We start from the raw sequence: 23,519 nt of genomic DNA, 5'->3' as shown, positions 1-23,519 counted from the left end.
CGACGGGGGCGATTCTGCTACCGGCAGACCTACCCGTCCTGCGGCGGCGGGAGGGGCACCCCGAGGAGGCTCTCGGTGCTGCCCTCGGTCAGCCCGTTGAGCGCGCGCACGAGCTTCTTCTCCTCGTAGACGAAGTGTGTCTCGAGCAGCGCGGCGAGAGTGTCCAGCTCGGCCCGCACCTCGTCGGGCGGCGCGGCCCCACCGACCAGTTCCTCGACCCGGCGCAGGGCGTCGGCCACGATGTGGTGGTCGGCCTCCAGCTCGCGCAGCACCGGGGCCAGCTCGGGCACCTGCTCGCCCAGCACCCGGAACGCCCCGGCGTCCTCGCCGGTGTGGTGCCGGGTCAGTGCCGCGCAGAAGGCCAGGCAGTGGGCCCGCAGGTCCCTCGGCCGTACGCCGGGGTCGTCCACCCCCTCGCGCAGGCGGGCCAGCTCCTCGCGGAGCCAGAGGTGGATCTCGACCAGTTGGTTGCCGAAGGCCCTCAGGCGCTCGTGCGGCGTGATGGGGGGCATGTGTGTCCCATGCTGTCCCGCGCCTCCATGCCCTCGGCGGTCTCCTTGCCGGGTGCACCGCGACGCTGCGCCCAGCCTACGACAGCAGGCACGGCGACACGTGCCCGGTCAGGGGCGACGGACCGGCCGGACGGAGACCAACTCCTCCAGCCCGACGAAGTCGGCCGGATTGGTGGTGTAGAGCGACAGCCCGTTCGCGTACGCGATGGAGGCGATCATCAGGTCCGCCAGCCGGCGGCGGGTGGTGCGTCCCGTGGCCAGGACCGCACTGGCGACCAGGCCGAAGGCCCGCGCCGCCTCGGCGTCGAAGGGCAGCGGCTCGAACACGGCCTCGGCGTGCTGGAGGACGCTGGTCCGCCGGGCCCGCTCGGCGCGGTCGTCGGTGTGGTGCGGACCGGCGGAGAGCTCCGCGAGCGTCACGGCGCTGATCACCATCTGCTCGGGCAGGTCCTCCGGGCCGAGGGCGCCGAGATGGATCACGACGTTCGTGTCGATCAGGCCACGGACCGGTGCCTCACCACTCACGGCTGAACGGGTCCTGCTCGACCGATGAATCGATGTCCGCGCGGAACCTCTCGCCGTCGAGTACGGGGGCCGTCGCGAAGGCGGCGAGCACCTCCGCCCGGGGGACGAACGTGCGCCGCCGCAGCGGGATGAGCTTCCCGACGGGGGTGCCGTTGCGGGTGATGACGAAGGACTCGCCGGACTCGACGTGCCGCATGATCGCGCCCGAGTCGTTGCGCAGTTCCCGCTGTGTTATCTCCCGGTGAGCGTGCTCTGCCACGACACGATCCTAGTTCAGGGTGCTACGAAGTGCTACGCACCTGCCGAGGAGGGTGTGCTCCGGTGCCCAACTGTCAGGTCGACGGCTCGTCCGGGGTGGGCTCGCGCCAGCGGGCGCGCCAGGCGGCCTCGTGCGCCTCGTGGGTGGTCTTCTCCTCGAAGACCATCTCGCGCAGGGCACGCCGGGAGTCCGCCATGACCACCGCCTCGACGGCCACCAGACCGACGCAGATCGCGGTGAGCAGGGTGAGGGCGGCCAACCCCGGCAGCCGTTGGCCGACGGGAACGGTGGCGGCCAACAGGAGCACGGCACCGACCCTGGTCCACGAGACGGTGCGCAGGGTGCGCCACTGGAACAGCATGTTCGCGCACAGGTAGCAGGCGACCCCGCCGAACAGCAGCAGGACGCCGGGGCCGTGCGCGGGGTCCGCGACCGGCACCTCGGGGTCGGCGACCTGGTGCACGATCTCCTCGGCGCCGAGGGCGAACAGGATGATCCCGGCGATCATCGGCAGGTGGAGGTAGGCGTACGCGTCGCGGGCCATCGAGACCCGGGGCCGGCCCTCGGCCGCGTGCAGGGCGATCCGGGCGGCCGGTGCGATCACGTCGTAGTGCGCCCACCAGAGCGCGGCCGTGAAGAAGATGCCGAGCACCGCCGCGGCGACCGCCGGCCACGTCGGAGGTTGGCCGAGCAGGTTGCTGCCGACGCCGACGGAGATGACGGACTCGCCCAGGGCGATGATCAGGATGAGGTCGTACCGCTCGGTCCAGTGCTCGGCGGACGTCACCGTCCAGCCCCAGGCGCCCGCGACCAGGCCCATGCCGTACTGGAGCAGGACGACGCTGACCCAGAGCCCGTCGCGCAGCAGCGCCGCCCGCCCCGGGTCGTCGATCTGCGGCGGGATCAGCGCGGCGGCCATGAGCAGCAGGGTGCTGACCGCCATCTCCGGGGAGTACTTCAGCAACAGCCGGCGCTCCCCGGGCCTCTCCCGCGCGACGTGCCAGTACAGCGACAGGTGCACGCCCCGGATCACCACGTAGCTCAGCGCGACCACCATCGGGCCGGCGGCCACGTCGGTCGCGTCGCTGAAGGCCTGGGGGAGCGACAGCGCGAAGCAGAACAGCGCCGCCATGCCGACGACCATCAGCACCGGGACGAAGCCCTCGCCGAGCCTTACGCGGGTGGCGACCACACAGTGCACCACCCAGCACCACCACAGCACGGCGAGCACGAGCATGGCGTGTGCGAGCTGCCAGCCGGAGATGTGGGCGGCGGTGGCCCGGGTGATGATGAAGAACGAGAAGACGAAGACCAGGTCGAAGAAGATCTCGAACCGGTCGACGCGGGCGCCGGGAGCGATCGAGACGGCCGGTCCCAGCCGCCCGCGCCATCGGATGCCGCCCACCCCATCCACTCTGGCAGCGCCCTGTCACCACCGGGCCGGAATCGCGTGAGCCCGCCGAGGGCCCCGGGGCCGCGGTGGACGGGGCGGGCGGGACGGCGCGGCCGGACCGGTCGGGCGGTGGGCCTACCGGGCCGGCGGAGAGGGCCGGCGGTGGCGGGCCGGTGAGGCCGGGCAGGCCGGTCGGGGTGGCGGACCGGTGGGGCCGGGCGGGCCGCCGGAACGGCGACGGGCGCCCCGGTCGGTGACCGGGGCGCCCGTCGTGTGGTCCAGGCGGGAACTACAGGCCGAGCTCGGCCTCGAAGTTGCCGGCCTCCAGCCGCTCCTTGACCGCCACCAGGAAACGGGCGGCGTCCGCGCCGTCGATCAGCCGGTGGTCGTACGACAGGGCCAGGTAGACCATCGACCGGACGGCGACGACCTCGCCCAGCTCCGGGTCGTTGACCACGACCGGACGCTTGACCACGGCACCCGTGCCGAGCATCGCCGACTGCGGCGACGGCACGATCGGGGTGTCGAAGAGGGCGCCCCGGCTGCCGGTGTTGGTCAGCGTGAAGGTCGCCCCGGCGATCTCGTCCGGGCTGATCTTGTTGGTCCGGGTGCGCTCGGCCAGGTCGGCGATGCGCTTGGCGATGCCGCCCAGGTTGAGGTCACCGGCACCGTGGATCACCGGCACCATCAGACCCCGCTCGGTGTCCACGGCGATGCCGAGGTGCTCCGACTCCGGGTAGGTGATCGTGCCGGCGTCGAGGTCCATGCTGGCGTTGACGATCGGGTACGCCTGGAGCGCCTCGACCGCCGCGAGGGCGAAGAACGGCAGGAACGACAGCTTCACGCCGTGCCGCTGCTGGAACGACTCCTTGGCCCGCGCCCGCAGCTTGGCGACCTTGGTGACGTCCACCTCGACCACGGTGGTCAGCTGCGCCATCTCGTGCAGCGACTGCTGCATCCGCTTGGCGATCGTCGCCCGGATCCGGGGGAGCTTCTCGGTGGTGCCGCGCTTGGCGCTCGGCTGCGGCTTGGCGGCCGGCTTGGCCGGGGCCGCCGCGGCGGGCTGCTGCGCCGGGGCCGGCGCGGCCTTGGCCGCCTTCGCCTTCTCCGCCGCCTCCAGCACGTCCTGCTTGCGGATCCGCCCGCCGACACCCGTGCCGTTGACCGAGGAGAGGTCGACGCCGTGCTCGCCGGCCAACTTGCGCACCAGCGGGGTTACGTAGCCGGCAGCCTCCTCGCCGCCACTCGGGGCGGGCGCCGACGGGCGCTGCGTCTGCGGGGCCGAGGGCATGGCCTTCTGCTCGGCCTGCGCGGGCCGCGCCGAGGTCTCGGCCTCCGCCGACGGCTCGTTGTACGACATGCCCGGGGTCGGCTCCTCGACCTTGGGCTCCGGCTTGGCCTCGGCCTTCGGCTCAGGCTTCGGCTCCGGCTTGGCCTCGGGCTTCGGCTCCGCCTTGGGCTCGGGCTTCGGCTCCGGCTTCGCCTCGGCCGGGGCGGCGCCGGCGGCACCGATCACGGCCAGGTCGGCGCCGACGGCGGCGGTCTCGTCCTCGGCGACCTTGATCTCCAGGACCGTGCCGGCCACCGGCGACGGGATCTCGGTGTCGACCTTGTCGGTGGAGACCTCCAGCAGGGGCTCGTCCACCTCGACGGTGTCGCCGACCTGCTTGAGCCAGCGGGTGACGGTGCCCTCGGTGACGCTCTCGCCGAGGGCCGGCATCTTGACCGGGGTGCCCTCGCCCGACGGCGCCGGGGCGGCCTGCTCCTGCGCCGGCTCCTCGACGGCCGGCTGCTCCGCCTCGGCCTGCGGCTCCTCGGCGGCCTCGGCGGCCTGCTCGGCCGGCTCCTCCTGCTGCCCGGCGGCCTCGCCGCCGCCGGTGGACTCGCCCTCGCCCGCGATCACGGCCAGCTCGCTGCCGACCTCGGCGGTCTCGTCCTCGCCGACCACGATCCGGCTCAGCACGCCCGCCGCCGGGGACGGGATCTCGGTGTCGACCTTGTCGGTCGACACCTCGAGCAGGGGCTCGTCGACCTCGACGGTGTCGCCCTCCTGCTTGAGCCAGCGCGTGACGGTGCCCTCGGTGACGCTCTCACCGAGCCGGGGCATGGTGACCGATACCGGCATCTTCAAAGACTCCTTCATTCCCCTGGTGGGATCATCGCCCGTCGCCGGACGCCGCGGTTGTCGTGATCAGGCGTGTGCGTGCAGCGGCTTGCCGGCGAGCGCCAGGTGCGCCTCGCCCAGGGCCTCGTTCTGCGTCGGGTGGGCGTGCACGAGCTGCGCCACCTCGGCCGGGTACGCCTCCCAGTTGTAGATGAGCTGCGCCTCGCCGACCATCTCGCCGACCCGGGCGCCGACCATGTGTACGCCGACCACGGGGCCGTCCTCCACCCGGACGAGCTTGACGAAGCCCGCCGTCTTGAGGATCTGGCTCTTGCCGTTGCCGCCCAGGTTGTAGTTGTAGGTCTTGACCTTGTCGGCGCCGTACTGCTCCTTGGCCTTCGCCTCGGTCAGGCCGACCGACGCCAGCTCCGGGTCGGAGTAGGTGACCCGCGGGATGCCGACCTCGTCGATGACGGCCGGGTTCTGGCCGGCGATCTCCTCGGCGACGAAGATGCCCTGCTGGAAGCCCCGGTGGGCGAGCTGGAGACCGGGCACGATGTCGCCGACGGCGTAGACGTTCGGCACGCTGGTGCGCAGCCGCTCGTCGGTCAGCACGTAGCCGCGGTCCATCTTGACGCCCTGCTCCTCGTAGCCGAGGTCGGCGGTGTTCGGGCCGCGGCCGACCGCGACCAGCAGCAGCTCGGCCTCGACGGTGTCACCGCCGGCGATGGTGACCTTGACGCCCTTGTCGGTCTTCTCGACCTTCTCGAACGGCTTGCCGACCTTGAAGTTGATCTTCCGCTTACGGAACGCCCGCTCCAGCGCCTTCGAGGACTCCTCGTCCTCGGCCGCGACGAGCCGGGGGAGCGCCTCGACGATCGTGACGTCCACCCCGAAGGACTTCCACACGCTGGCGAACTCGACGCCGATCACGCCGCCGCCGAGCACGATCGCCGAGGCGGGGACCCGGTCGAGGGTGAGGGCGTGGTCGCTGGTGATGACCCGCTCGCCGTCGACCTCCAGGCCGGGCAGGCTCTTGGCGTACGAACCGGAGGCCAGCACGACGTTGCGGCCGGTGTAGCGCTTGCCGTCGACCTCGACGACGTTCTTGCCGACCAGCTTGCCGTGACCCTCGACGATGGTGATCGCCTTGTTGCCCTTGAGCATGCCCTGAAGGCCCTTGTAGAGCCGGGAGATCACGCCGTCCTTGTACGCGTTGACCCCCGCCATGTCGATGCCGACCAGTTCGGCCTTCACGCCGAACTGCTCCGACTCGCGGGTCTGGTCGGCGATCTCGGCCGCGTGCAGCAGCGCCTTGGTGGGGATGCAGCCGTTGTGCAGGCAGGTGCCGCCGAGCTTGCCCTTCTCGACCAGCGCGACCTTCAGGCCCAGCTGGACGGCACGCAGGGCGGTCGCGTAGCCGCCGCTGCCACCTCCGAGGATGACGATGTCGAAGGTTGCGTCGTTCGGCTCGCTCACGTCCAACTCCCAGGTCGCGTCACTGCTTCGGGGGGTCACGGCGGGGTAACACGGGCACACCCCACCTCGGTCATCTTGTCACCACCGCCCGCCGCCCGCGTACTGAGGTGCCCAACGACACGTCCGTGACACGTACGCTTGGCACTGGCTTCGATCACGGACCAGAGGGGGAGACGCTCGGTGGGACTGTTCCGGCGACGCAAGAAGACGCGGGCGGTCAGCCTCGACCGGGCCGCCGACCGCGGCGACCTGGAACACCTCGAGGGCTTCGTACGCAGCCGGCGCGGGGTCGAGGCCTACATCGAGCCGCGGACCACCGTCACCGAGACAACGGTCATGCTGATCGCCGACGACGGCGAGTGGACCCGCCGTCGCATCGACGGGCCCGACGGCGCCCGCCGCTTCGCGTACCGGCTGGGCATCCCGGTCTACGACGTGCGGCTGATGGGCTACCCGCAGCGGATGCGCGACTACAACGAGCGCCGAAAGCGCCGCCCCGAGCTGTTCTGAGCCAGCCTCCGCGCCCGGCCGGGTGAAACGCAAGGAGGGCCCCTCGTCGACGAGGGGCCCTCCTTCGCGTACGTCAGCCGTTGGCGGCGACGTCCTCCACCAGCTGGACCAGCGTGCGGACCGGCACGCCCGTGCCGCCCTTGGTCCAGTAGCCGGTCGGCTCGCCCGAGTGGTAGCTCGGGCCGGCGATGTCGATGTGCGCCCAGGCGACGTCGGCGGTGACGAACTCGCGCAGGAAGACCCCACCCTGGAGCATGTGCCCGGCCCGGTCCATGCCGGCGTTGACCTGGGAGATGTCGGCCACGTCGGAGTCCATGCCCTTGCGCACGTCGTCCGGCAGCGGCATCGGCCAGGCCGGCTCGCCGACCGCGTCGCCGGTGGTGCGGACCCGCTCGCACAGCTCGGGGGTGCCCATCACGCCGGCGATGCGCTTGCCCAGCGCGATCACCTGCCCGCCGGTGAGGGTGGACGTCTCGAAGAGGTAGTCGCAGCCGTCCTCGCAGGCCCGCGCCATCGCGTCGGCCAGGATCATCCGGCCCTCGGCGTCGGTGTTGAGCACCTCCACCTTCTTGCCGTTGTACATGCTGATCACGTCACCCGGCCGGTACGAGCGCCCGGACGGCATGTTCTCCGCCATCGGCAGGTACGCCGTCACGGCCACCGACGGCTTGAGCGCGGCGATCGCCAGCATGGTCGCGGCCACCGCGGCGGCGCCACCCATGTCGGACTTCATCTCCCACATGCCCTGCGCGGGCTTGATCGAGATGCCGCCGGTGTCGAAGGTGATGCCCTTGCCGACCAGCGCCACCCGCTTGCCGTTGCCGCCGCCGGCCGGGGTGTAGCTCAGCTTCACCAGCCGCGGCGGGGCCTCCGAGCCCTGCCCGACGGCGATGATGCCGCCGTAGCCGCCGGCGGCCAGGGCCGCCTCGTCGAGCACCTCGACCGTCAGGCCGGCCTCCCGGGCGGCGTCCGCCACCGAGTCGGCGAACGACGGCGGGCGCAGCTCGTTCGGGGCGGTGTTGACCCAGTCCCGGCTGCGCCGGACCGCGCCGCCGACCACCTGGGCGCGGGCGATCTCGGCCTGGGCGCCGGCGTCACCGGCGTCCGGCACGGCGACGAGCACCTCGGCGACCGGCTCGCGCCGGGCCGGCTGGGGCCGGGTCTTGTAGCCGGCGAAGCGGTAGCCGCCGAGCATCGCCCCCTCCGCCACCGCGCGCAGCGCCGCCGGGGCGTCGGCGTCGTCGGGCAGCGGCAGCGCGAGGGCCACCCGGGGCGCGCCCGCGAGGGCCCGTACGGCCGCTCCGGCGGCCCGGCGCAGGGTCTCCGGGGCCGGCGCGGCGCCGGTCGGCTCCGGGCCGAGACCGACGGCGACGACCACCGGGGCGGTCACGGTGCCCAGCGTGGCCAGCTTGATCACCTCGCCGGGGCCACCGGTCGCGCCGAGCAGGGCCAGCGTCTCGGTCAGCTTGCCGTCGAAGGCGGCGGCGATGCTCTCCGCGCCGCTGGCCAGCAGCAGGGTCCCGGCCAGGCCGGTGGTGGTGGCCTGCTCTGCGGTCTGGCTGTGCACGCCGATCACGATCGCGTCGACGGCGAGCTCGGCGGGGTCGGTGTCGACCAGGCTCAGGGTGGTGCTGGGCGATGTCACTGAAGCTACTCCGGGCGGGCCGGGCCGGTCGCGTCGTCGCGTACCGGCGATGGAGGTCTCCGGCGGAACGTACCCGTCGGAGGTCGGGGCTGTCCCGCCGACTGCTCCGACGGGTCCCGCCGATGCTAACCAGCCGTCCAGCTCCCGGTAAGTTCCCACCCATGACCGACGTGACCTCCGACGCCGCCGCGACCCGGCTGCGCCGTTCTCCGCTGCACGAGCGGCACACCGCTCTCGGTGCCAAGTTCGCCCCGTTCGGGGGCTGGGAGATGCCGCTGGAGTACGCCGGGGGCGGAGTGCTGAAGGAGCACGCCTCGGTGCGTACCGGGGTGGGCGTCTTCGACGTCTCCCACCTGGGCAAGGCGCGGGTGACCGGGCCGGGCGCCGCGGGGTTCGTCAACGCCTGCCTCAGCAACGACCTGGGCCGCATCGGGCCGGGCCGGGCGCAGTACACCCTCTGCTGCGACGACGCCACCGGCGGCGTGGTGGACGACATCATCGCCTACCTGCACGGCGACGAACACGTCTTCCTGATCCCGAACGCCGCGAACACCGCCGAGGTGGTGCGCCGGCTGCGCGCCGCCGCGCCGCCGTCGGTCACGGTCACCGACGAGCACGAGGCGTACGCCGTCCTCGCCGTGCAGGGCCCGCGCTCCGTCGAGCTCCTCGACGCGCTGGGCCTGCCGACCGGGCACGACTACATGAGCTTCTCCACCGCCACGCTCAACGGGGTGGAGCTGACGGTGTGCCGCACCGGCTACACCGGCGAGCTGGGCTACGAGCTGGTGGTGCCGGCGGCCGACGCGGTCGCGGTCTGGGACGCACTGTTCGCGGCCGACCCCGAGCTGCGCGCCTGCGGGCTGGCCGCCCGGGACACCCTGCGCACCGAGATGGGGTACCCGCTGCACGGCCAGGACCTGTCGCCGGAGATCACCCCGGTGCAGGCCCGCTCCGGCTGGGCGGTCGGCTGGGACAAGCCGGCCTTCTGGGGCCGCGACGCGCTGCTCACGGAGAAGGCCGCCGGCCCGAGGCGTACGCTGCGCGGCCTGGAGGCGGTCGACCGGGCCATCCCGCGCCCCGGCATGACGGTGCACGTCGGCGACGCGCAGGTCGGCACGATCACCAGCGGCACGTTCTCGCCCACGAAGAAGCAGGGCATCGCCCTGGCGCTGCTGGACACCGCCGCGAAGCTCGCCGACGGCGACCTGGTCGAGGTCGACATCCGCGGCCGCCGCGCCCAGATGCGCGTCACCCGCCCCCCGTTCGTCACCCCCTCGGTCCGCTGACCCCCGCCCCGGCCCCCCGCCCGCCGTCCCCCTTCCCGCCGTTGATCATGAAGTTGTTGTCACCCGGACCGGCGTGTCCCGGCAACAACTTCATGATCAACACGGGAGTGGGGAGGGTGGGGGTGGGGGGAGAGGGGGTCAGAGCGGGGGGTGGGGGCGTTCGCCGGCGTCCAGGACGGCCTGCGTCCAGCCGCCCTCGATGACGCCGGTGCCGTCGAGCACGGCCCAGTCGACGACGTCGGTGGCCTCCACGACGACCGGTGAGCCGATGCGCACGGTCGGGTCGGTGTTGGCGTCGCTGGCGCTGGCGGCCACGATCCGCTCCGGGGCGTCCCACGAGGTCACCCCCGCCCAGACGTACTCGGGGCCGTCGTCGCCGGGCAGGCCGTACTTGACCACGAGCTGCGTCTCCGGGGGCAGTTGGCCGGCGAGGAACCGGGCTCGGATGTCGCCCAGCCCGGCGCGGGCGGTGGCGACCGCCCTGCTCATCGCGTCGCCCGCCCGGGCGTAGCGCACGTCCGGCTGGATGCCGGCGAAGAGGGTGGCGCAGGCGGCGGCGTAGTAGCGGCCGTCCGGCCCCGGATGCCCGGCGGGCGGGCGCAGGCTGAGGAACGAGTCGGCGTCGGGATCGGTGGCCGGATCCAGCTCCAGCCGCAGCAGCACCGGCGCCGTCGCCCCGTGCTGCTCCGGATTGCCGTACGCCACCGCGATGTCGTGCCCGGTCACCGTGGCCAGCACCGGCAGCTGCACGAACGCCGGCACCTCCTCGCCGGAGAGCCCGTCGGTCCAGTCCCGCAGCAGCCGCCGGGCGGCGCCGGTCATCACCGCCCCCCACGCCCGGGTCAGGTGGTCCGGTACGCCCTGGGTCTGCAACTCCAGCAGCCCGAAGCGGCGCAGCCCCTTCGTGGTGAACCAGAGGCCCTCGGCGTCGGAGGAGTAGGGCACCAGCACCCAGTCGACCAGCCGGATCCGCCCCTGGGCGTCCGGCAGCGAGCGCAGCGCCGTCGCCGGGTCGAGGAACTGGAGGCCGAACACGTCCACCACGTCGCCGTCGACGGACTCGGCGACGGCGGCGGCCACCGCCCGGGCCGCCCACTCGTGGGCCGGCGGCCAGCCGGGCCGGTACTCGGCCTGCACCACGACCAGGTGGCTCGCGGCGGCCAGCCGGGCCAACTGCGCCTCGGTGGCGCCGAACGCGGTGAGCAGATCGGGCGGCAGCTCGGGGAACTCGGCGATCGGCCGGGTGTCCACGCTCATCAGCGGGCTGTCGAGCATCTGCCGCGCCAGCCCGTGCACGGGCTCGGCCAGCCGGCCGCTCAGCCGCGCCACGGCGGTCTTCGCGCTCACCTTCGGCAGCCCCGTCATCGGCACCAGGTAGGTCGCGCTCAGCGACTCCGGAACCGGTACGGGCAGGAAGTCGTCCGTGATGAGCATGTCGTCCCCCGGTTGGCCGCGCCGGTGCTGTCGTGGGAGAACGCTACCCGGCGCGGTGTGCCCCGTTCAGCCGGACAGCACCACTCCCAGGTAGACCAGCGTGGTGACCACCTCCACGGTGGCGCCGAGCACGTCGCCGGTGACGCCGCCGAGCCGGCGTACCACGTGGCGCAGCAGCCCCACCGCGACGGCGAGGGCGGCGGCGACGGCGAGCGGCCCCTGCCACGGGCGGCCCGGCACGGCGGCGAGCGCCAGCAGCGCGACGGCGACCGCCCCGGCGGCCAGGGCGACCGGCCCGACGGTGCCCGCGACGAGCGCGCCGAGCCCCTCCGGGCGGGCCGCCGGCACCCCGCGCCGGCAGGCCACCGCCACCCCGAGCCGGCCGGCGGCGCTCGCCGCGACCACCGCCGCGAGCGCCGCCGGCCACGACCGTCCCGCCAGCTCCGCGAGGGCCGCCGTCTGCACCAGGAGTACGACCACCAGCGCGACCACCCCGAACGGGCCCACGTCCGGCTTCTTCATGATCTCCAGCGCGGCCGCCCCCCGCCGGTACGACCCCAGCGCGTCCACGGTGTCGGCCAGCCCGTCCAGGTGCAGCCCCCGGGTGAGCAGCGCCCCGGCGCCGACGGTCACCGCCGCCGCGACCAGCGGGGGCGCGAGCGCACCGGGCAGGAGCAGGATTCCGGCGAGCACGACGCCGAGCAGCGCGCCGACCGCCGGGGCGAGCGCCATCGCCGTCCCCGCCACCGCCCGGTCGATGCGACCGGCGCGTACCGGCAGGGTCGTGAAGGTGGTCAGCGCCAACCGCGCCCCGTCGGCGAGCCGCGACTCAGCCGGCACGCCGGCCGGACGGGTCCACCGGTTCCGACTCCGACCCGGTGCTGGTGGGGCCGGGGCCGGCGGGCTCCGGCTCGCGGAAGTCGGGCTCGGTGCTGGTCGGTCCGGGCCCGGCCGGTTCCGGCTCGCGGAAGTCGGGCTCGTCGGTGTCCTGCTCGTCGTCGCCGCCGAGCGACGGGTGGGCCGGCAGCGCGGCGGCCAGCGCCAGCACCGAGCGCAGCAGCGGTAGCGCGGCCAGCGCGTTCGCGCCCTCGCCCAGGTCGAGCCGCAGGTCGAGCAGCGGCGTCAGGCCGAGCACGTCGGCGCCGAGCCGCACGGCGGGGTGCCCACCGTGGTCGGCCAGCAGGCACCAGTGCCGGGCCTGTCCGGCGAGGTCGCGGGTGACCATGGCGGCGGCCACCCCGACCGGCCCGTCGAGCATGACCGGCAGCCGCCGGGCGGTGGCGCCCAGCAGGACGCCGGTGGCCACGGCGATGTCCCCACCGCCCAGCTCGGCCAGCACGTCCTTGGCGCTGCGCGGCGAGTTCCGGGTCCGGTGCAGGGCGTCGCGCACCGTCGCGCACCGCGTCATCCAGGCCGCGTCGTCGATCTCGCCCGAGCCGGTGAGCACCCGCGGGAGCACCGCGGGCGCCTCCGCGCCCGCCGTCGCCACCAGCACCGCCGCCGCGGCGGCCTCGGTGCCGGCGCCGCACGCCCCGAGCACCAGCAGCCGTACGCCCGCGTCGGCGGCCTCCTCGGCGAGCCGCCAGCCGTAGCGCAGGGCGACCTCGACCTGCTCGCCGGTCAACGCCGGCTCGGCCTCCATCGGTGCGGACGCCGGCGCCTCCACCACCTGGAGTCCGGCGCCGCTCTCGGCGGCGAGCCGGGCCAGCGCCCCCTGCCCGGCGCGGGCCTGCCGGGCGCGGCGCGCCGACTCGCCCTCGACGGTGCCGGCGGCTGCGCCACCGAGGTGGTCGCCGTGCAGCAGCAGCACCCGTACCGAGCCCCACGGGGCCGGGGTGGGGGTGCCCTGGGTGGCGGCGGCGAACCCGACCGCCCGCTCCAGCACGCCCAGCCCCGACCCGGGCACGTCCAGGGTGGCGAGCCGCTCGATCGCCTGCGGCCCGGTGTACTCGTCGGGCATGGGCAGTTCCATGCCGGGCTGGATGACCAGGCCCGTGGCGACCATCGGCAGCGCCATGGTCGGGGCGGCCCAGGCGGTGCCGGTCGGTTCGGCACCGTGCGCCGCGTCCGGGGCGGCCGGCGGCGCGGGGGTGAACACCTCCGGGGAGGGCTCCGACGCGGCCACCGACCCGCGAGCGCCGCCGGGAACGCCCGGCGCGCCGTTCTGCGCCAGCCCGGCCTGCGTGGGCCCGGCCTGCGCGGATCCGGCCTGGGCGGGCACGGTGGCCGGGTGCGGGACGCGCGGCTTGAGCCAGGCGGCCTGGCCGGCGACCACGAGGACGACCGCGTCGCAGGCGTCGGCGACCGCCCGGTTGGCCGCGCCCAGCGCGTCGGTGAAGGCCCGCCCGAGCGGGGTGGTGGGCACCAGGGAGAGCCCGACCTCCGGGCTGACCAGCACCAACCGGGCCGCGCAGGAGCGCACCGCCGCCGCCAGCTCGGCGATGGTGGCGGTGTCGTCCGCCGGCTGGTGGGCCGGGTCGAGCAGCACGGTCACCCAGCCGCCGAGGTCGTCGACGAGCAGCGTCTCGTTCGGCCCGGCGGCGGCGAGCACGTCCGCGAGGCGGCGCGGGTCGGCCGCGGTCTCCTCGGTGGTCCAGGTCTCCGGTCGGCGCTCGCGGTGCGCCGCCAGCCGGGCCGCCCACTCCGCGTCGTCGGCGGGCGCGTCGGCGGCCGTGGCCACGTAGCGGACCGTCGGCGCGTCGGCGACCAGGGACTCGGCGAATTCGGACTTTCCGGACCGGATGCCGCCGAGCACCAGGACCGTGTTCCACCCGTCAACGGACATGCCCGTACTTTAGAGCCAGCACCCGGGTGCGGCCCCCCGGAGGTGCGCTGCGCTCCGTCCCGGCCCGGAGCGGCCGGTCGTCGTCGGGCATGGCGCGCTCAGCCGCAGTGCTCGAACCCGCTGCCGTAGCTGGCCCCGCCGGTGGCGCCGCCCCACTTCACGCAGACCCCGGCGGCCTTCGCCCGTACCGGCCCGGCGTAGTAGGAGAACGACCCGCTGTCGGTGCTGCGCGCCCGGCCGCGCACCTCCAGCCACGCCGAGGCGGTCGTCGCCGTGCCCACCGCGGTCTCCTTCATCGTGACCACGCAGTTGTCGCCGGTGCCGGCGTGGTAGAGCAGGTAGACCCGACCCTGCCGGGTGCCCGAGGCGGTCAGGGCGGCCGAGTCGATCACCTGGTAGCCGCTGCCGCACGCCCCGACCGGCGTGTACGGGTTCGTCCTCGCCGGTCGGCCGGCCGTCGGTTCGGCACCCGGCCGGCCGGAGGCGGTGGGGGTCGGCTCGCCGCCGCCCGCCGTGGGGAGCGGGACGGGCTGGGACGGGGACGCCGACTGCCGGCCGGACGCCGCCGGAGCCGTCGGGCGGGTGGCGCCCGCCGTGGGTTCGACGCGGAGCCTGCCCGTCCCGTCGCCGGCCGCCGCGCCGGGCGAGCCCGCCGGCGCGGATCCGCCCGTCAGCGCCGCCGGCACGTCCCCGCCGGCCGGGCCGTCGTCGGGGACCAGCGCGAGCACCGCCACCCCGACCAGCACCACGGACCCGACGGCCGCCGAGCCGAGCAGCGCGGCCCGGCGCCGCCGTGACGGCGGTGGCGTGACCGGATCCTCCCGGGTGGGCGGGGCCGAAGCCCAGGTGCCGCCGCCGGTGTCCGGTGCCGGGCGGTCGGGCGGGCCGCCCGCGGGCAGCGCTGCGGCGGGGACGGGCGGCAGCGGCGCCCACGGATCCGGCGGTGCGAGCGGCCCGGCGGGGGCCGGCGACAGCGTGGCGCCAGCGGACGCCGCCGAGGTCGGGCCGGCGACGGCCCACGGCGGGCGGGCGGACGTCGGGACCACGGCCAGGGTCGCGTCACGGGCCTCGGCCGCGGCGTCGGCCATCGCCGCCGCGTCGCCGAACCGGTCGCCCGGGTGCTTCGCCATCGCCCGCTGCACCAGCGCGGCCACCGCCGGGGGGACGTCGGGTGGCAGCGGCGGCGGCTCCTCCTGAAGGTGCCGCAGGGCCACCTGGAGCGGGTTGTCACCGTCGAACGGCGGCTGGCCGGTTAGGCAGAAGTACGCCACCGCGCCGAGCGCGTAGATGTCCGTCGCCGGGGAGACCGGCTGGTTCGCGGCCTGCTCCGGCGACATGTACGAGGCGGTGCCCAGCATCACGTTGGCGGCGGTGATGCCCGCCGAGGTGCCCGAGCGGGCGATGCCGAAGTCGACCAGCACCGCCCGGCCGTCGGCCTTCACGAGCAGGTTGCCCGGCTTGACGTCCCGGTGCACGATGCCGGCGACGTGGGCCGTGTGCAGCGCCTCGGCGGCCTGCGCCACCACCGACATGGTCGACGCCGGGTCGAGCCGCCCCGCCCGCCGCAGCCAGGAACTCAACGGCTGGCCGTCGACGTACTCCATCACCAGGTAGTCGGCCTGGCTGCCGTCGGCGAGGACGGCCCGGCCGACGTCGTGCACGGCGACCACACCCGGGTGACGCAGCGCCGCCAGCATCCGCGCCTCCGCCCGGAACCGGGTCGTGAACTCGGGATCCGCGCTCAGCGCCGGCAGCAGCACCTTCACCGCCACCGTGCGTTCCAGCATGACGTCCGTGCACCGCCAGACCGCGCCCATGCCGCCCGTCGCCACCCGGTCGTCCAACCGGTACCGGTCGCTGAGCACCACTCCCCGAGTAAGCACCGCGACACCGTACCGGCCCGGTCGGACGGGGCGGCCCCTACCGGGGGGCCTGGTACTGGAAGTCGTTGGGGTTGACCGCCGCCGGCTTCGGATCCTCCTGCCAGGCGCCCTCCCCGGGCCGGGCCACGAGGGCGTCCAGCAGGTCCTCCCGTTCCATGTGCGCCGCCCCCACGATGCCGCCGCGTACCGCCATGGTCCGCAGCGTCTCGGTGTCCTTGTCGTGCAGCGGTTCGTCCATCGTCGCCTCCTCCGGGCCGCCGGCGGTCCACGACCGCCCGTCGCGCGTCAGGTGGCCCATACCCGGACAGCAGCCGGAAAACCCTGCGCCACCGGGGCGGCTGCCCGCCCGCCGGACGGATGTCGGGCCGCCCCGTGCGCGGACGACTACGCTTGCGGGGGTTCGTCCCACGGGACATCAGCGGCGAGGGGAGACGCGGCATGGCGTGGAGCTGGCGGTACGAGGGCGCGAACGGCGAGGCGGTCGAGGGGCCGGCGGAGTCGTTCAGCAGCCAGGCGGACGCCGAATCCTGGATCGGTCAGGCCTGGCGGGAGCTCGCGGCGTCCGGCGTCACCTCGGTCGCGCTCGTCGAGGACGACCGGGTGGACTACCGCATGAGCCTGCTGCCTCCGGCGGAGTGATGGCCGGCGACCGCCCGGGGGGCGAGCCACTGGTGCTCGGTGTGCCCCGGGCGGCGCTGCGGCCCAGCCCGGTCTTCCTCGCCCTGGTCGCGCTCTTCGTGACCAGCGGGGTGCTCACCTGGAACGGGTTCGGCAACGTCCGGCTCGACGTGTTCCTCTTCGTCGTGTCCGGCTGGCTGGTCTCGCTGTGCCTGCACGAGTACGCCCACGCCGTCGTGGCGTTCCGGGCCGGCGACCGCAGCGTCGCGCACCGGGGCTACCTGACGCTCAACCCGCTGAAGTACAGCCACCCGCTGCTGTCGATCGCGCTGCCGGTGGTGGTCGTGCTGCTCGGCGGCATCGGCCTGCCCGGCGGGGGGGTGTGGGTGGACCGGCATGCCATTCCGGGGCGCCTGCGGCACACGCTGGTCAGCCTCGCCGGCCCCGCCACGAACGTGCTGTTCACGCTGGTCCTGGTGCTCGCCGTACGCCTCGGGGCGCCCGGCGGCGGGCCCGTCGAGTTCTGGGCGGCGGTGGCGCTGCTGGCGTTCCTCCAACTCACCGCGAGCGTGCTCAACCTGCTGCCGGTGCCCGGCCTGGACGGCGGCAACATGATCGAGCCGTGGTTGAACCCGCAGTGGCGCAGGATGTACGACCTGTTCGCCCCGTTCGGCTTCATCCTGCTGTTCGCACTGCTGTGGAACCCGCGGATCAACCGCTGGTTCTTCGACGCGGTCTTCGCCGTGGGCGACTTCCTCGGCCTGCCCCCGTGGCTCTACGCCCTCGGTCTGGACCTGATCCGCTTCTGGCAGGGCTGAGCGTGCTGTCCGGCCCGGCCGGCCGCCCTGGCGGGGGCGACCGGGCCGGAACGCGTCACGGGCGCTCGGCGGGAGACTCCGTGCGGGCCGGGTCGCGCTCGACGATCGGGTCGAGGATCTCGTCGATCGCCTTGAGCAGTTCGGCGTCGAGCCTGACGCCGGCCGCCTTGACGTTGTCGTGCACCTGCTCCGGGCGGGAGGCGCCGATGATCGCCGAGGAGACGTTCGGGTTCTGCAGCACCCAGGCGACGGCGAGCTGCGCCATGCTCAGCCCGGCCTGCTCGGCCAGCGGCTTGAGCCGCTGCACCCGGGTCAGGACGTCGTCGGTCATGAACCGGGAGATGAAGCCCGCGCCCGACTTCTCGTCGGTGGCCCGGGAGCCGGCCGGCGGCGGCTGGCCCGGCAGGTACTTGCCCGAGAGCACGCCCTGCGCGATCGGCGACCAGACGATCTGCCCGACGCCCAGCTCCTCGCTCGTGGGTACGACCTCGGACTCGATGACCCGCCAGAGCATCGAGTACTGCGGCTGGTTGGAGACCAGCGGGATGCGCAGCTCACGGGCGAGCTGGTGGGCCGCGCGGATCTCCGACGCCTTCCACTCGGAGACGCCGATGTAGTGCGCCTTGCCGGAGTGCACGACGTCGGCGAACGCCTCCATCGTCTCCTCCAGCGGCGTGCTGTAGTCGTACCGGTGGGCCTGGTAGAGGTCCACGTAGTCGGTGCGCAGCCGGCGCAGCGAGCCGTTGATCGACTCCATGATGTGCTTGCGGGACAGGCCCCGGTCGTTGCGGCCCGGTCCCGTGGGCCAGTACACCTTGGTGAAGATCTCCAGCCCCTCGCGCCGCTCGCCCTCCAGCGCGCGGCCCAGCACGTCCTCGGCGCGGGTGCCCGCGTACACGTCGGCCGTGTCGAAGGTGGTGATGCCGGCGTCCAGGGCGGCCCGGACGCAGGCGAACGCCGCGTCCTCCTCGACCTGCGAGCCGTGGGTGATCCAGTTGCCGTACGAGATCTCGCTGACCATCAGGCCGGAACGGCCCAGGTGACGGAATTCCATGAGTCGACCCTAGCCCGTTCGGATCATGTCCACCCGCCGTGGCGGCGCGGTGTCGCTCAGAGCACGGGGCTGGTGTCGACGAGCAGCCGCTCGATCTCGGCCACGACCTCGTCGCGGTCGCGGTGCACGGGCTCGATCAGCGGCTCACCCCGGCGGTCGAGCGCGCCCCAGCGCCCCGTGCCGTCGCCGACGAGGAACGCGACCGGGTGGATGACCAGCGCCGGATGGGTGGGCGGGACCAGCACCTTCCCGGCCCGGTTCACCACGCCACGCCGGCCGGCCACGTCCACCACGGCCAGCCCCTCCTCGGTGAAGCCGTCGACGTAGCGGCCGTCGGCCAGGACGGTGACGAACCCGTGGTGCCGGGTGGGCACCACGATCCGACCGTTACGGTCGACCGCGCCCCAGCCGTCCCGGCGGACCACGGCCACGCCGCGCCGGAACGGCCGTACGTCCGCGAAGCCGTGCGGCACGACCACCTCGCCGGTGGCGTCGATCGCCACCCAGCCGGCGTCGCCGCCGTCGGAGACCCAGGCCAGCCCGTCGGAGAAGGAGCGCACCACCGGGTACGACGGTTCGAGCACCGTGGCGCCGGTGCGGTCGACCAGCGACCACCGCTCGGTCTCGGGCCGCCGCACCCAGGCCAGCCCGTCACGGAACGGCTGCGCCTCCGCGTACTCGGCCGCGATGACCATGTCGCCGTCCGGGCCGGCGAAACCCCACAGGTCGCCGTCGCGCGCCGGCGCCGGGGGCCGGTCACGCTCCAGCACCTCCTCGCGGGTGCGGGGGTACGGCCCGAAGCCCGTCTCCGCGACCCGCTCCGCCACCGCGTCCAGGCTCAACCGGATCCGCGCCTGCAACTCGGGGTCCTCGGTGCCGCGCAGGTCCAGGGCGCGCTCGAAGTGGTGACAGGCCTCCATGAGCCGGCCCTGGTCGTAGCAGGACCGCCCGGCGTGCTCGTGCAGCACGGCGCGCAGCCGCTCGGGCAACTCGGTGGAGTTGGCCTCGGCGAAGAGCCGGTCGGCCTCGACGAACTCGCCGCGCCACCGCAACACGTGCGCCAGCCGCGCCTGCGCCACCGCCGTACGCCGTAGCTCTCCCGTGGCCTCCGCGTACGTCAGCGCGAGCCGACCGTCCGCGAGGGCGTCGTCCAGTTCGCCGAGGATCCGCGACACCACCGCCCGCAGACTGAGCAGCCGCGCGCGCGACTTGTTGTCCACCGCGGCGCCCAACTTCTCGGTCAGCCGGCGCCGGATCGTCCGGAACTCGTCCGGCTCCGCCACGATCTCCCGCAGGGTCGCCGGATCGAGCCGCCAGCGGTAGCTCGCCAGCACCTGCTCCGGATCACCCTGCGCCGCACTCTGCCGGCCAGCGTCCCGCGTACCGCCGCTCGTCCCGGTGGCCGATGGCCCGGCGGCGCTCGGGCTGGCGGCCCTCGGGGTGGCGGTGCTGCCTTCGGCGGCTCGTGGGCCGACGGTGCTCGGTTCGCCCGTGCTGGCGTCAGCGGCTCGTGGGCTGGTGACGCCCGATCCGGTGGCGCCTGGTTCTGCGGCGCGTGGGCCGGCGGTGCTGCGCTCGCGGGCGCTCGTGTCGGCAGTACGGGACGCGGTGGTCGCTGCCGCGTCCGTCATCGGTACTTGCGCACCGAGCGGTGTGGCGGAGGGCGGCACGATGGGTGGTGCGGCGGCTACTGGCGCAGCGGCCGGTGGCATGGCGGCGTCGGGCGCCTCGGCAGGCGGCGTGGCGGCGTCCGGCGCGTCGGCGGGCGGCGTGGTGGCCGGTGTGGGGGTGACCGGCATGGCGGCAGGCGGTGCGGACACCGGCCGCGTCGGTACGTCCGATGACTGGGCGGAGGCGGCCCACGCCGGCTGCGGTGCTTCCGTCGGCGCGGATGCGTGATGCTCCGGTGGCGCGGCCACGAGCGGCACTGGCGCGGAGACCGGCGTGACCGGAACGTCGACGGGCGGCGCGGTCGTCGGCTGCGTCGGCCGTTCGGCGGCGGACTGCGCCGGCGTCGTGTCGCTGCGGATCGCCGAGGTTGCCGCCGGCGGGGGCGTCGGCTGCGTCGGCGGTTCGGTGACGGCCGGTGCGGGTGGGATGTCGCCGGCGGGTGTCGAGGTTGCCGGCGGCGCGGACACGGGCCGGGCCGCAACGAGGCCTGTGGCGGAAGCGGGCTGCGCCTCGTCCGGTGCCGCCAGGACCGGCTCGCCCGGGTCGGTCGAGGGTGCAGCGGCAGAGCTGGTCCGGAACACCTCCGCCGCCTCCCTCGACGGGCCGTCGGCGGGCGAGACCGTCGATGGTGACCCGGTGGTGACGGCTGAGGTGGCCGCCGGTGGCGGATCGGCCGCGACGGGTGGAACACCACGGGTGTCAACGGCCCTCGGTGACAACCATGGTGTTCCACCGGTGGTCTCGGCCGGGACGCTGCGCACGGGTTCGGGTGCGGGAGTGGTGGCGTGCCCATCCGGGTGGGTGGTCGGGGTACCCGCGTCGGCCACGCGCGGCTCGGCGTCCTCCCGACGGGTGACGCCGGTGTCCTCCGCGTCGACGGCACGCGGGGCGGGAACGCCGGTGTCGAGATCGCGCGGGGTCGGCGCGCTCTGCGCGGAGGCGTACGACGCGGGGCCCTCGTGTCCGGGCCCGCCTCGGGCCGGGGCGTCCGGCGGCGCGGATCCGAGGCGTGCCGCCGCGTCCGGAGCGGTTCCGTTCGCCGCAACGGCATCCGGCCCGGCCGGCTGCTCCTGAGCCGCGTCCGCCGATGGTCCGGACCCCGGGCGTACGAGCGGTGCCGGAACCGGCGGGACGGACGGTGGCGCCGACACGGGCCGGGCAGGAGGCGCGGAAACCGGGCGCGGCGCGCTCGGTGCGGAGTGCATCTGTACGGGAGGCGTGGATACGGGCGTGGCGAAGGCGGAGGGGGCCGGCTGCTCCGGCGGCGTGCTGGCCGGCGGCAGACCTGCCGGGGCTGACCCCTGCACGGTCGACGGACCCGAGACCGCAGGCGCCGGGCTGGTCGGGGTGGGCGCCGGTGCGGGGATGGCTGGTGGACCGGACACCGGCTCGATGGACGCCTGCCCGACAGACGGACCGGACAGCGGCTCGGAAGGCGCCTGCCCTGTGGGCGGGCCCGACGCCGGCGCGGGAGGCGCCTGCCCTGCGGGCGGACCCGACACGGGATCGGAAGGGGAGGACGCGGGCGGTACCGGCATCGTGGGCGGGGCTGCCTCGACCGGTGCCTCGGGCACCGGAGGGGCGGACACCGGTGAGATGACCGGTGAGTTCGGGGCAGGTTCCACCGCCACGGCCGGGGCCGGCGGTACGCGGCGCTCAGGTGTGGGCTCGACCGACGGCGTCGACGCCAGGCCCGGAATCGCCGTCGGGGCACCGTCGTCGGCGGAGCTCCGGACCGACGCACCGAGGCCGAGGGTCGGGATGCCGTCCACGTCCGACGCGTTGCTCGCAGCCGTCGTGCCGCTCGGGGCCGGCGCGTCGGACGCAGCCGCGGAGCCGCTCGGGGCCGAGGTGCCGCTCGGGACCGGGTCGCCGCTTGGAGCCGATGAGCTGCTGGGAGCCGTCGCGCCGGTTACACCCGCCGTGTCGCTCGGAATCACCGCGCCGGACGCAGCGGCCGCGCCGCTCGGAGTCGATGTGCTGCGGGGAGCCGCCGTGTCGCTCGGGGTGGCTGTGCTGCTTGGCGTGGATGAAACGGTTGCAGATGCGGTGTCGTGCAGGGCCGACGAGCCGCCCGGAGCCGATGTGCCGCTCGGAGCCGACGGGGTAGTGGGAGCCGACGGGGCCGTGGGGGCAGCGTCCGCCTGGCCGGCGGGCTGCGGCTCGTCCGGCGTGGCTGGCGGGGGCGCCGGTCGGGACGGTCGGAACCAGGCGTCCGGCCCGCTCGGCGAGGGTGCCTGGGGACGCGGTGGGGCGACCGGCGCGGGCGGGTCGCTCGGCGGCGGCGGGACGTAACGCTTGGGCCGGTCCGGGGCGATGGCCAGGTGCGGTGCCGATGGGCTCTGGCTGGGCGTACCTCCGGCTTCTGGGGCTCCCGGCGAGCGGGGCGGCGAGGTCTGCCGGGCGACCGACGGCGACCCGGACGGCGCGGGGGGCGAGGGCTGTGGGGACCTGGCCTCGCCGTGCCCGACGGGCGAGGGCGGTGTGGGCCTGGGCTCGTCGAGCCCGGCGGTCGGGTGTGGCGTCGGTACGTCCGGCCGGGCCGGTCCTGGGCGGGACGCTGCCGGGTCGGACACCCTGCTGGCACTCGCTTCCGGCGCCGGCAGGAACTCCAGGCGCAGCCGGGCGGCGGGAGGTGCCGAGATCGGGTTGGCGTCGTCCTGGGCGGCCGGGCGGGGCGCGTGGCTGGCCGGGGGGAGGCGTCGCTTCGGCACAGGATCAACCGGCACCGCAGGGGACGTCGGCACGCCGGAAGTCGGTCCGCCCGAGGCCGGTACGCCGTAACCCGGCGCACCGGCGGCAGGCACGGTGGAGGCGGGTACGCCGGAAACCGGCAGGCCCGAGGCGGGTACGCCGGAAACGGGGGCCGGCGGGACCAGGTCGGGCGTGGCAGGGCGACCCGCTGCGGGGACGGAGGAACCAGTCCGGTCGGTGCCGGGTACCGGTGATCCTGGCCGTCCGGCGACCGGGCCTGCGGGGGACACCGGACGGCCAGCCACACGGTCCGCCGGGCCAGCGGGGGATACCGGGCGGCTGGCGGTCGGGGCGGCGGGCGACACCGGAACCGGAGCACGACCCGCCGTCTGCCCGGAGAGCGGCCCGGCGGGCGACACCGGTCCGCTGACGGGACCCGAAGGCGAGACGGGCGTGCCGGGAGGTCCGGCGGGCGAGACGGGCGTGCCGGGAGGTCCGGCGGGCGACACCGGCCGACCGTGGACCGGCTCGACGGGAACGGGCCCGGTGGAGCGTGGCAGGTCGCGGAACGGCGCGGGGGAGACGGGGCGCCCGGGCATGGGGACCTCCCCAGCCGGCCCCCGGAAGCCCACCGGCCCGGCAGCCGCGCGCCCAGGAGCCGCCGGCCCGGCAGCCGCGCGCCCAGGAGCCGCCGGCCCGGCAGCCGCGCGCCCGGTCGGGGCTCCGGAGGTCGGGGCGCTGTAGGGCTGGGACGGCCGCTGGTCGTACGCGGGCGGTGGCGGCGGGGTCGTGGCCTCTTCTGGGCGGGAACGGTCGACCGGTCGCCGGTGTTCGGGGTCGGGCTCGGCC

At 75.1% G+C, this 23,519-nt stretch carries 20 protein-coding genes; 6 read left to right on the top strand and 14 right to left on the bottom strand.

The annotated features are described in order from the left end of the window. Window positions 1–29 precede the first annotated feature (29 nt). From ACTMS2_RS08590 to lpdA, 6 genes are all read right to left on the bottom strand, one after another. On the bottom strand, window positions 30–512 hold the full coding sequence (locus ACTMS2_RS08590) for a hemerythrin domain-containing protein (protein ID WP_441174927.1): 483 nt from the start codon (window positions 510–512) through the stop codon (window positions 30–32). A gap of 108 nt (window positions 513–620) precedes the next feature. Then, entirely contained in the window at window positions 621–1,037 is a 417-nt protein-coding gene (locus ACTMS2_RS08585; RefSeq protein ID WP_441174926.1) for a type II toxin-antitoxin system VapC family toxin, read from the bottom strand. Then, complete coding sequence (locus ACTMS2_RS08580; RefSeq protein WP_366641959.1) at window positions 1,027–1,296, bottom strand: type II toxin-antitoxin system Phd/YefM family antitoxin; 270 nt, start codon at window positions 1,294–1,296, stop codon at window positions 1,027–1,029. Before ACTMS2_RS08580 ends, ACTMS2_RS08585 begins: the two co-directional genes overlap by 11 nt. 73 nt (window positions 1,297–1,369) lie before the next feature. Then, window positions 1,370–2,701: a low temperature requirement protein A gene (locus ACTMS2_RS08575; protein WP_441174925.1), complete on the bottom strand. Its 1,332-nt coding sequence runs from the start codon at window positions 2,699–2,701 to the stop codon at window positions 1,370–1,372. 277 nt (window positions 2,702–2,978) lie between these two features. After that, window positions 2,979–4,814 (bottom strand): 2-oxoglutarate dehydrogenase, E2 component, dihydrolipoamide succinyltransferase, encoded by a 1,836-nt coding sequence (gene sucB, locus ACTMS2_RS08570; RefSeq protein ID WP_441174924.1) that lies wholly within the window; start codon window positions 4,812–4,814, stop codon window positions 2,979–2,981. 66 nt (window positions 4,815–4,880) lie between these two features. After that, entirely contained in the window at window positions 4,881–6,311 is a 1,431-nt protein-coding gene (gene lpdA, locus ACTMS2_RS08565; protein WP_441174923.1) for a dihydrolipoyl dehydrogenase, read from the bottom strand. 141 nt (window positions 6,312–6,452) lie between these two features. Here lpdA and ACTMS2_RS08560 point away from each other — a divergent pair, with 141 nt between their 5' ends. Then, on the top strand, window positions 6,453–6,782 hold the full coding sequence (locus ACTMS2_RS08560; protein ID WP_088999141.1) for a hypothetical protein: 330 nt from the start codon (window positions 6,453–6,455) through the stop codon (window positions 6,780–6,782). 73 nt (window positions 6,783–6,855) lie between these two features. On the opposite strand, the gene ACTMS2_RS08555 is transcribed toward ACTMS2_RS08560, so the two are convergent. Beyond that, a complete protein-coding gene (locus tag ACTMS2_RS08555; RefSeq protein WP_088999142.1) occupies window positions 6,856–8,427 on the bottom strand; it encodes a leucyl aminopeptidase in 1,572 nt (523 codons plus the stop codon). 161 nt (window positions 8,428–8,588) lie between these two features. On the opposite strand from ACTMS2_RS08555, the gene gcvT reads away from it, so the two are divergent. Next, window positions 8,589–9,713, top strand: coding sequence for a glycine cleavage system aminomethyltransferase GcvT (gene gcvT, locus ACTMS2_RS08550; protein ID WP_088999143.1), 1,125 nt, complete (start codon window positions 8,589–8,591; stop codon window positions 9,711–9,713). 138 nt (window positions 9,714–9,851) lie between these two features. Here gcvT and ACTMS2_RS08545 read toward each other — a convergent pair whose 3' ends face one another. The 5 genes from ACTMS2_RS08545 to ACTMS2_RS08525 all read right to left on the bottom strand — a co-directional run bounded on the left by ACTMS2_RS08545 (window position 9,852) and on the right by ACTMS2_RS08525 (window position 16,053). Then, window positions 9,852–11,147: a DUF2314 domain-containing protein gene (locus ACTMS2_RS08545; RefSeq protein ID WP_088999144.1), complete on the bottom strand. Its 1,296-nt coding sequence runs from the start codon at window positions 11,145–11,147 to the stop codon at window positions 9,852–9,854. 66 nt (window positions 11,148–11,213) lie between these two features. After that, window positions 11,214–11,987: an adenosylcobinamide-GDP ribazoletransferase gene (cobS, locus tag ACTMS2_RS08540; protein ID WP_088999145.1), complete on the bottom strand. Its 774-nt coding sequence runs from the start codon at window positions 11,985–11,987 to the stop codon at window positions 11,214–11,216. Further along, window positions 11,977–13,932, bottom strand: coding sequence for a bifunctional adenosylcobinamide kinase/adenosylcobinamide-phosphate guanylyltransferase (locus tag ACTMS2_RS08535; RefSeq protein WP_441174922.1), 1,956 nt, complete (start codon window positions 13,930–13,932; stop codon window positions 11,977–11,979). The genes cobS and ACTMS2_RS08535 overlap by 11 nt, the downstream gene beginning before the upstream one ends. A 98-nt stretch (window positions 13,933–14,030) precedes the next feature. After that, window positions 14,031–15,815: a protein kinase domain-containing protein gene (locus ACTMS2_RS08530; protein ID WP_441174921.1), complete on the bottom strand. Its 1,785-nt coding sequence runs from the start codon at window positions 15,813–15,815 to the stop codon at window positions 14,031–14,033. A 37-nt stretch (window positions 15,816–15,852) separates the two neighbouring features. Beyond that, window positions 15,853–16,053, bottom strand: coding sequence for a hypothetical protein (locus ACTMS2_RS08525; RefSeq protein WP_089003310.1), 201 nt, complete (start codon window positions 16,051–16,053; stop codon window positions 15,853–15,855). Between the two features lie 200 nt (window positions 16,054–16,253). Here ACTMS2_RS08525 and ACTMS2_RS08520 point away from each other — a divergent pair, with 200 nt between their 5' ends. Beyond that, a complete protein-coding gene (locus ACTMS2_RS08520; RefSeq protein ID WP_088999148.1) occupies window positions 16,254–16,454 on the top strand; it encodes a hypothetical protein in 201 nt (66 codons plus the stop codon). Further along, complete coding sequence (locus tag ACTMS2_RS08515; RefSeq protein WP_441174920.1) at window positions 16,454–17,251, top strand: site-2 protease family protein; 798 nt, start codon at window positions 16,454–16,456, stop codon at window positions 17,249–17,251. The genes ACTMS2_RS08520 and ACTMS2_RS08515 overlap by 1 nt, the downstream gene beginning before the upstream one ends. 55 nt (window positions 17,252–17,306) lie before the next feature. Here ACTMS2_RS08515 and ACTMS2_RS08510 read toward each other — a convergent pair whose 3' ends face one another. Together ACTMS2_RS08510 and ACTMS2_RS08505 are read right to left on the bottom strand one after the other, a co-directional pair. Further along, entirely contained in the window at window positions 17,307–18,305 is a 999-nt protein-coding gene (locus tag ACTMS2_RS08510; RefSeq protein ID WP_088999150.1) for an aldo/keto reductase family protein, read from the bottom strand. Window positions 18,306–18,361: 56 nt separating this feature from the next. Beyond that, entirely contained in the window at window positions 18,362–19,639 is a 1,278-nt protein-coding gene (locus tag ACTMS2_RS08505; RefSeq protein WP_441174919.1) for a WG repeat-containing protein, read from the bottom strand. Between the two features lie 64 nt (window positions 19,640–19,703). On the opposite strand from ACTMS2_RS08505, the gene ACTMS2_RS08500 reads away from it, so the two are divergent. Together ACTMS2_RS08500 and ACTMS2_RS08495 are read left to right on the top strand one after the other, a co-directional pair. Next, complete coding sequence (locus ACTMS2_RS08500; RefSeq protein WP_441174918.1) at window positions 19,704–20,204, top strand: hypothetical protein; 501 nt, start codon at window positions 19,704–19,706, stop codon at window positions 20,202–20,204. Between the two features lie 1,002 nt (window positions 20,205–21,206). After that, window positions 21,207–22,271, top strand: a complete 1,065-nt coding sequence (locus tag ACTMS2_RS08495) for a hypothetical protein (protein ID WP_441174917.1) — start codon at window positions 21,207–21,209, stop codon at window positions 22,269–22,271. Window positions 22,272–23,519: the final 1,248 nt, after the last annotated feature.

It is taken from the genome of Micromonospora sp. SD12 (genome assembly GCF_052068495.1).
GTDB lineage: Bacteria > Actinomycetota > Actinomycetes > Mycobacteriales > Micromonosporaceae > Micromonospora > Micromonospora echinofusca.
Note: the sequence above shows the minus strand (reverse complement) of the source record. Positions and strands in the feature narration are given on the sequence as shown.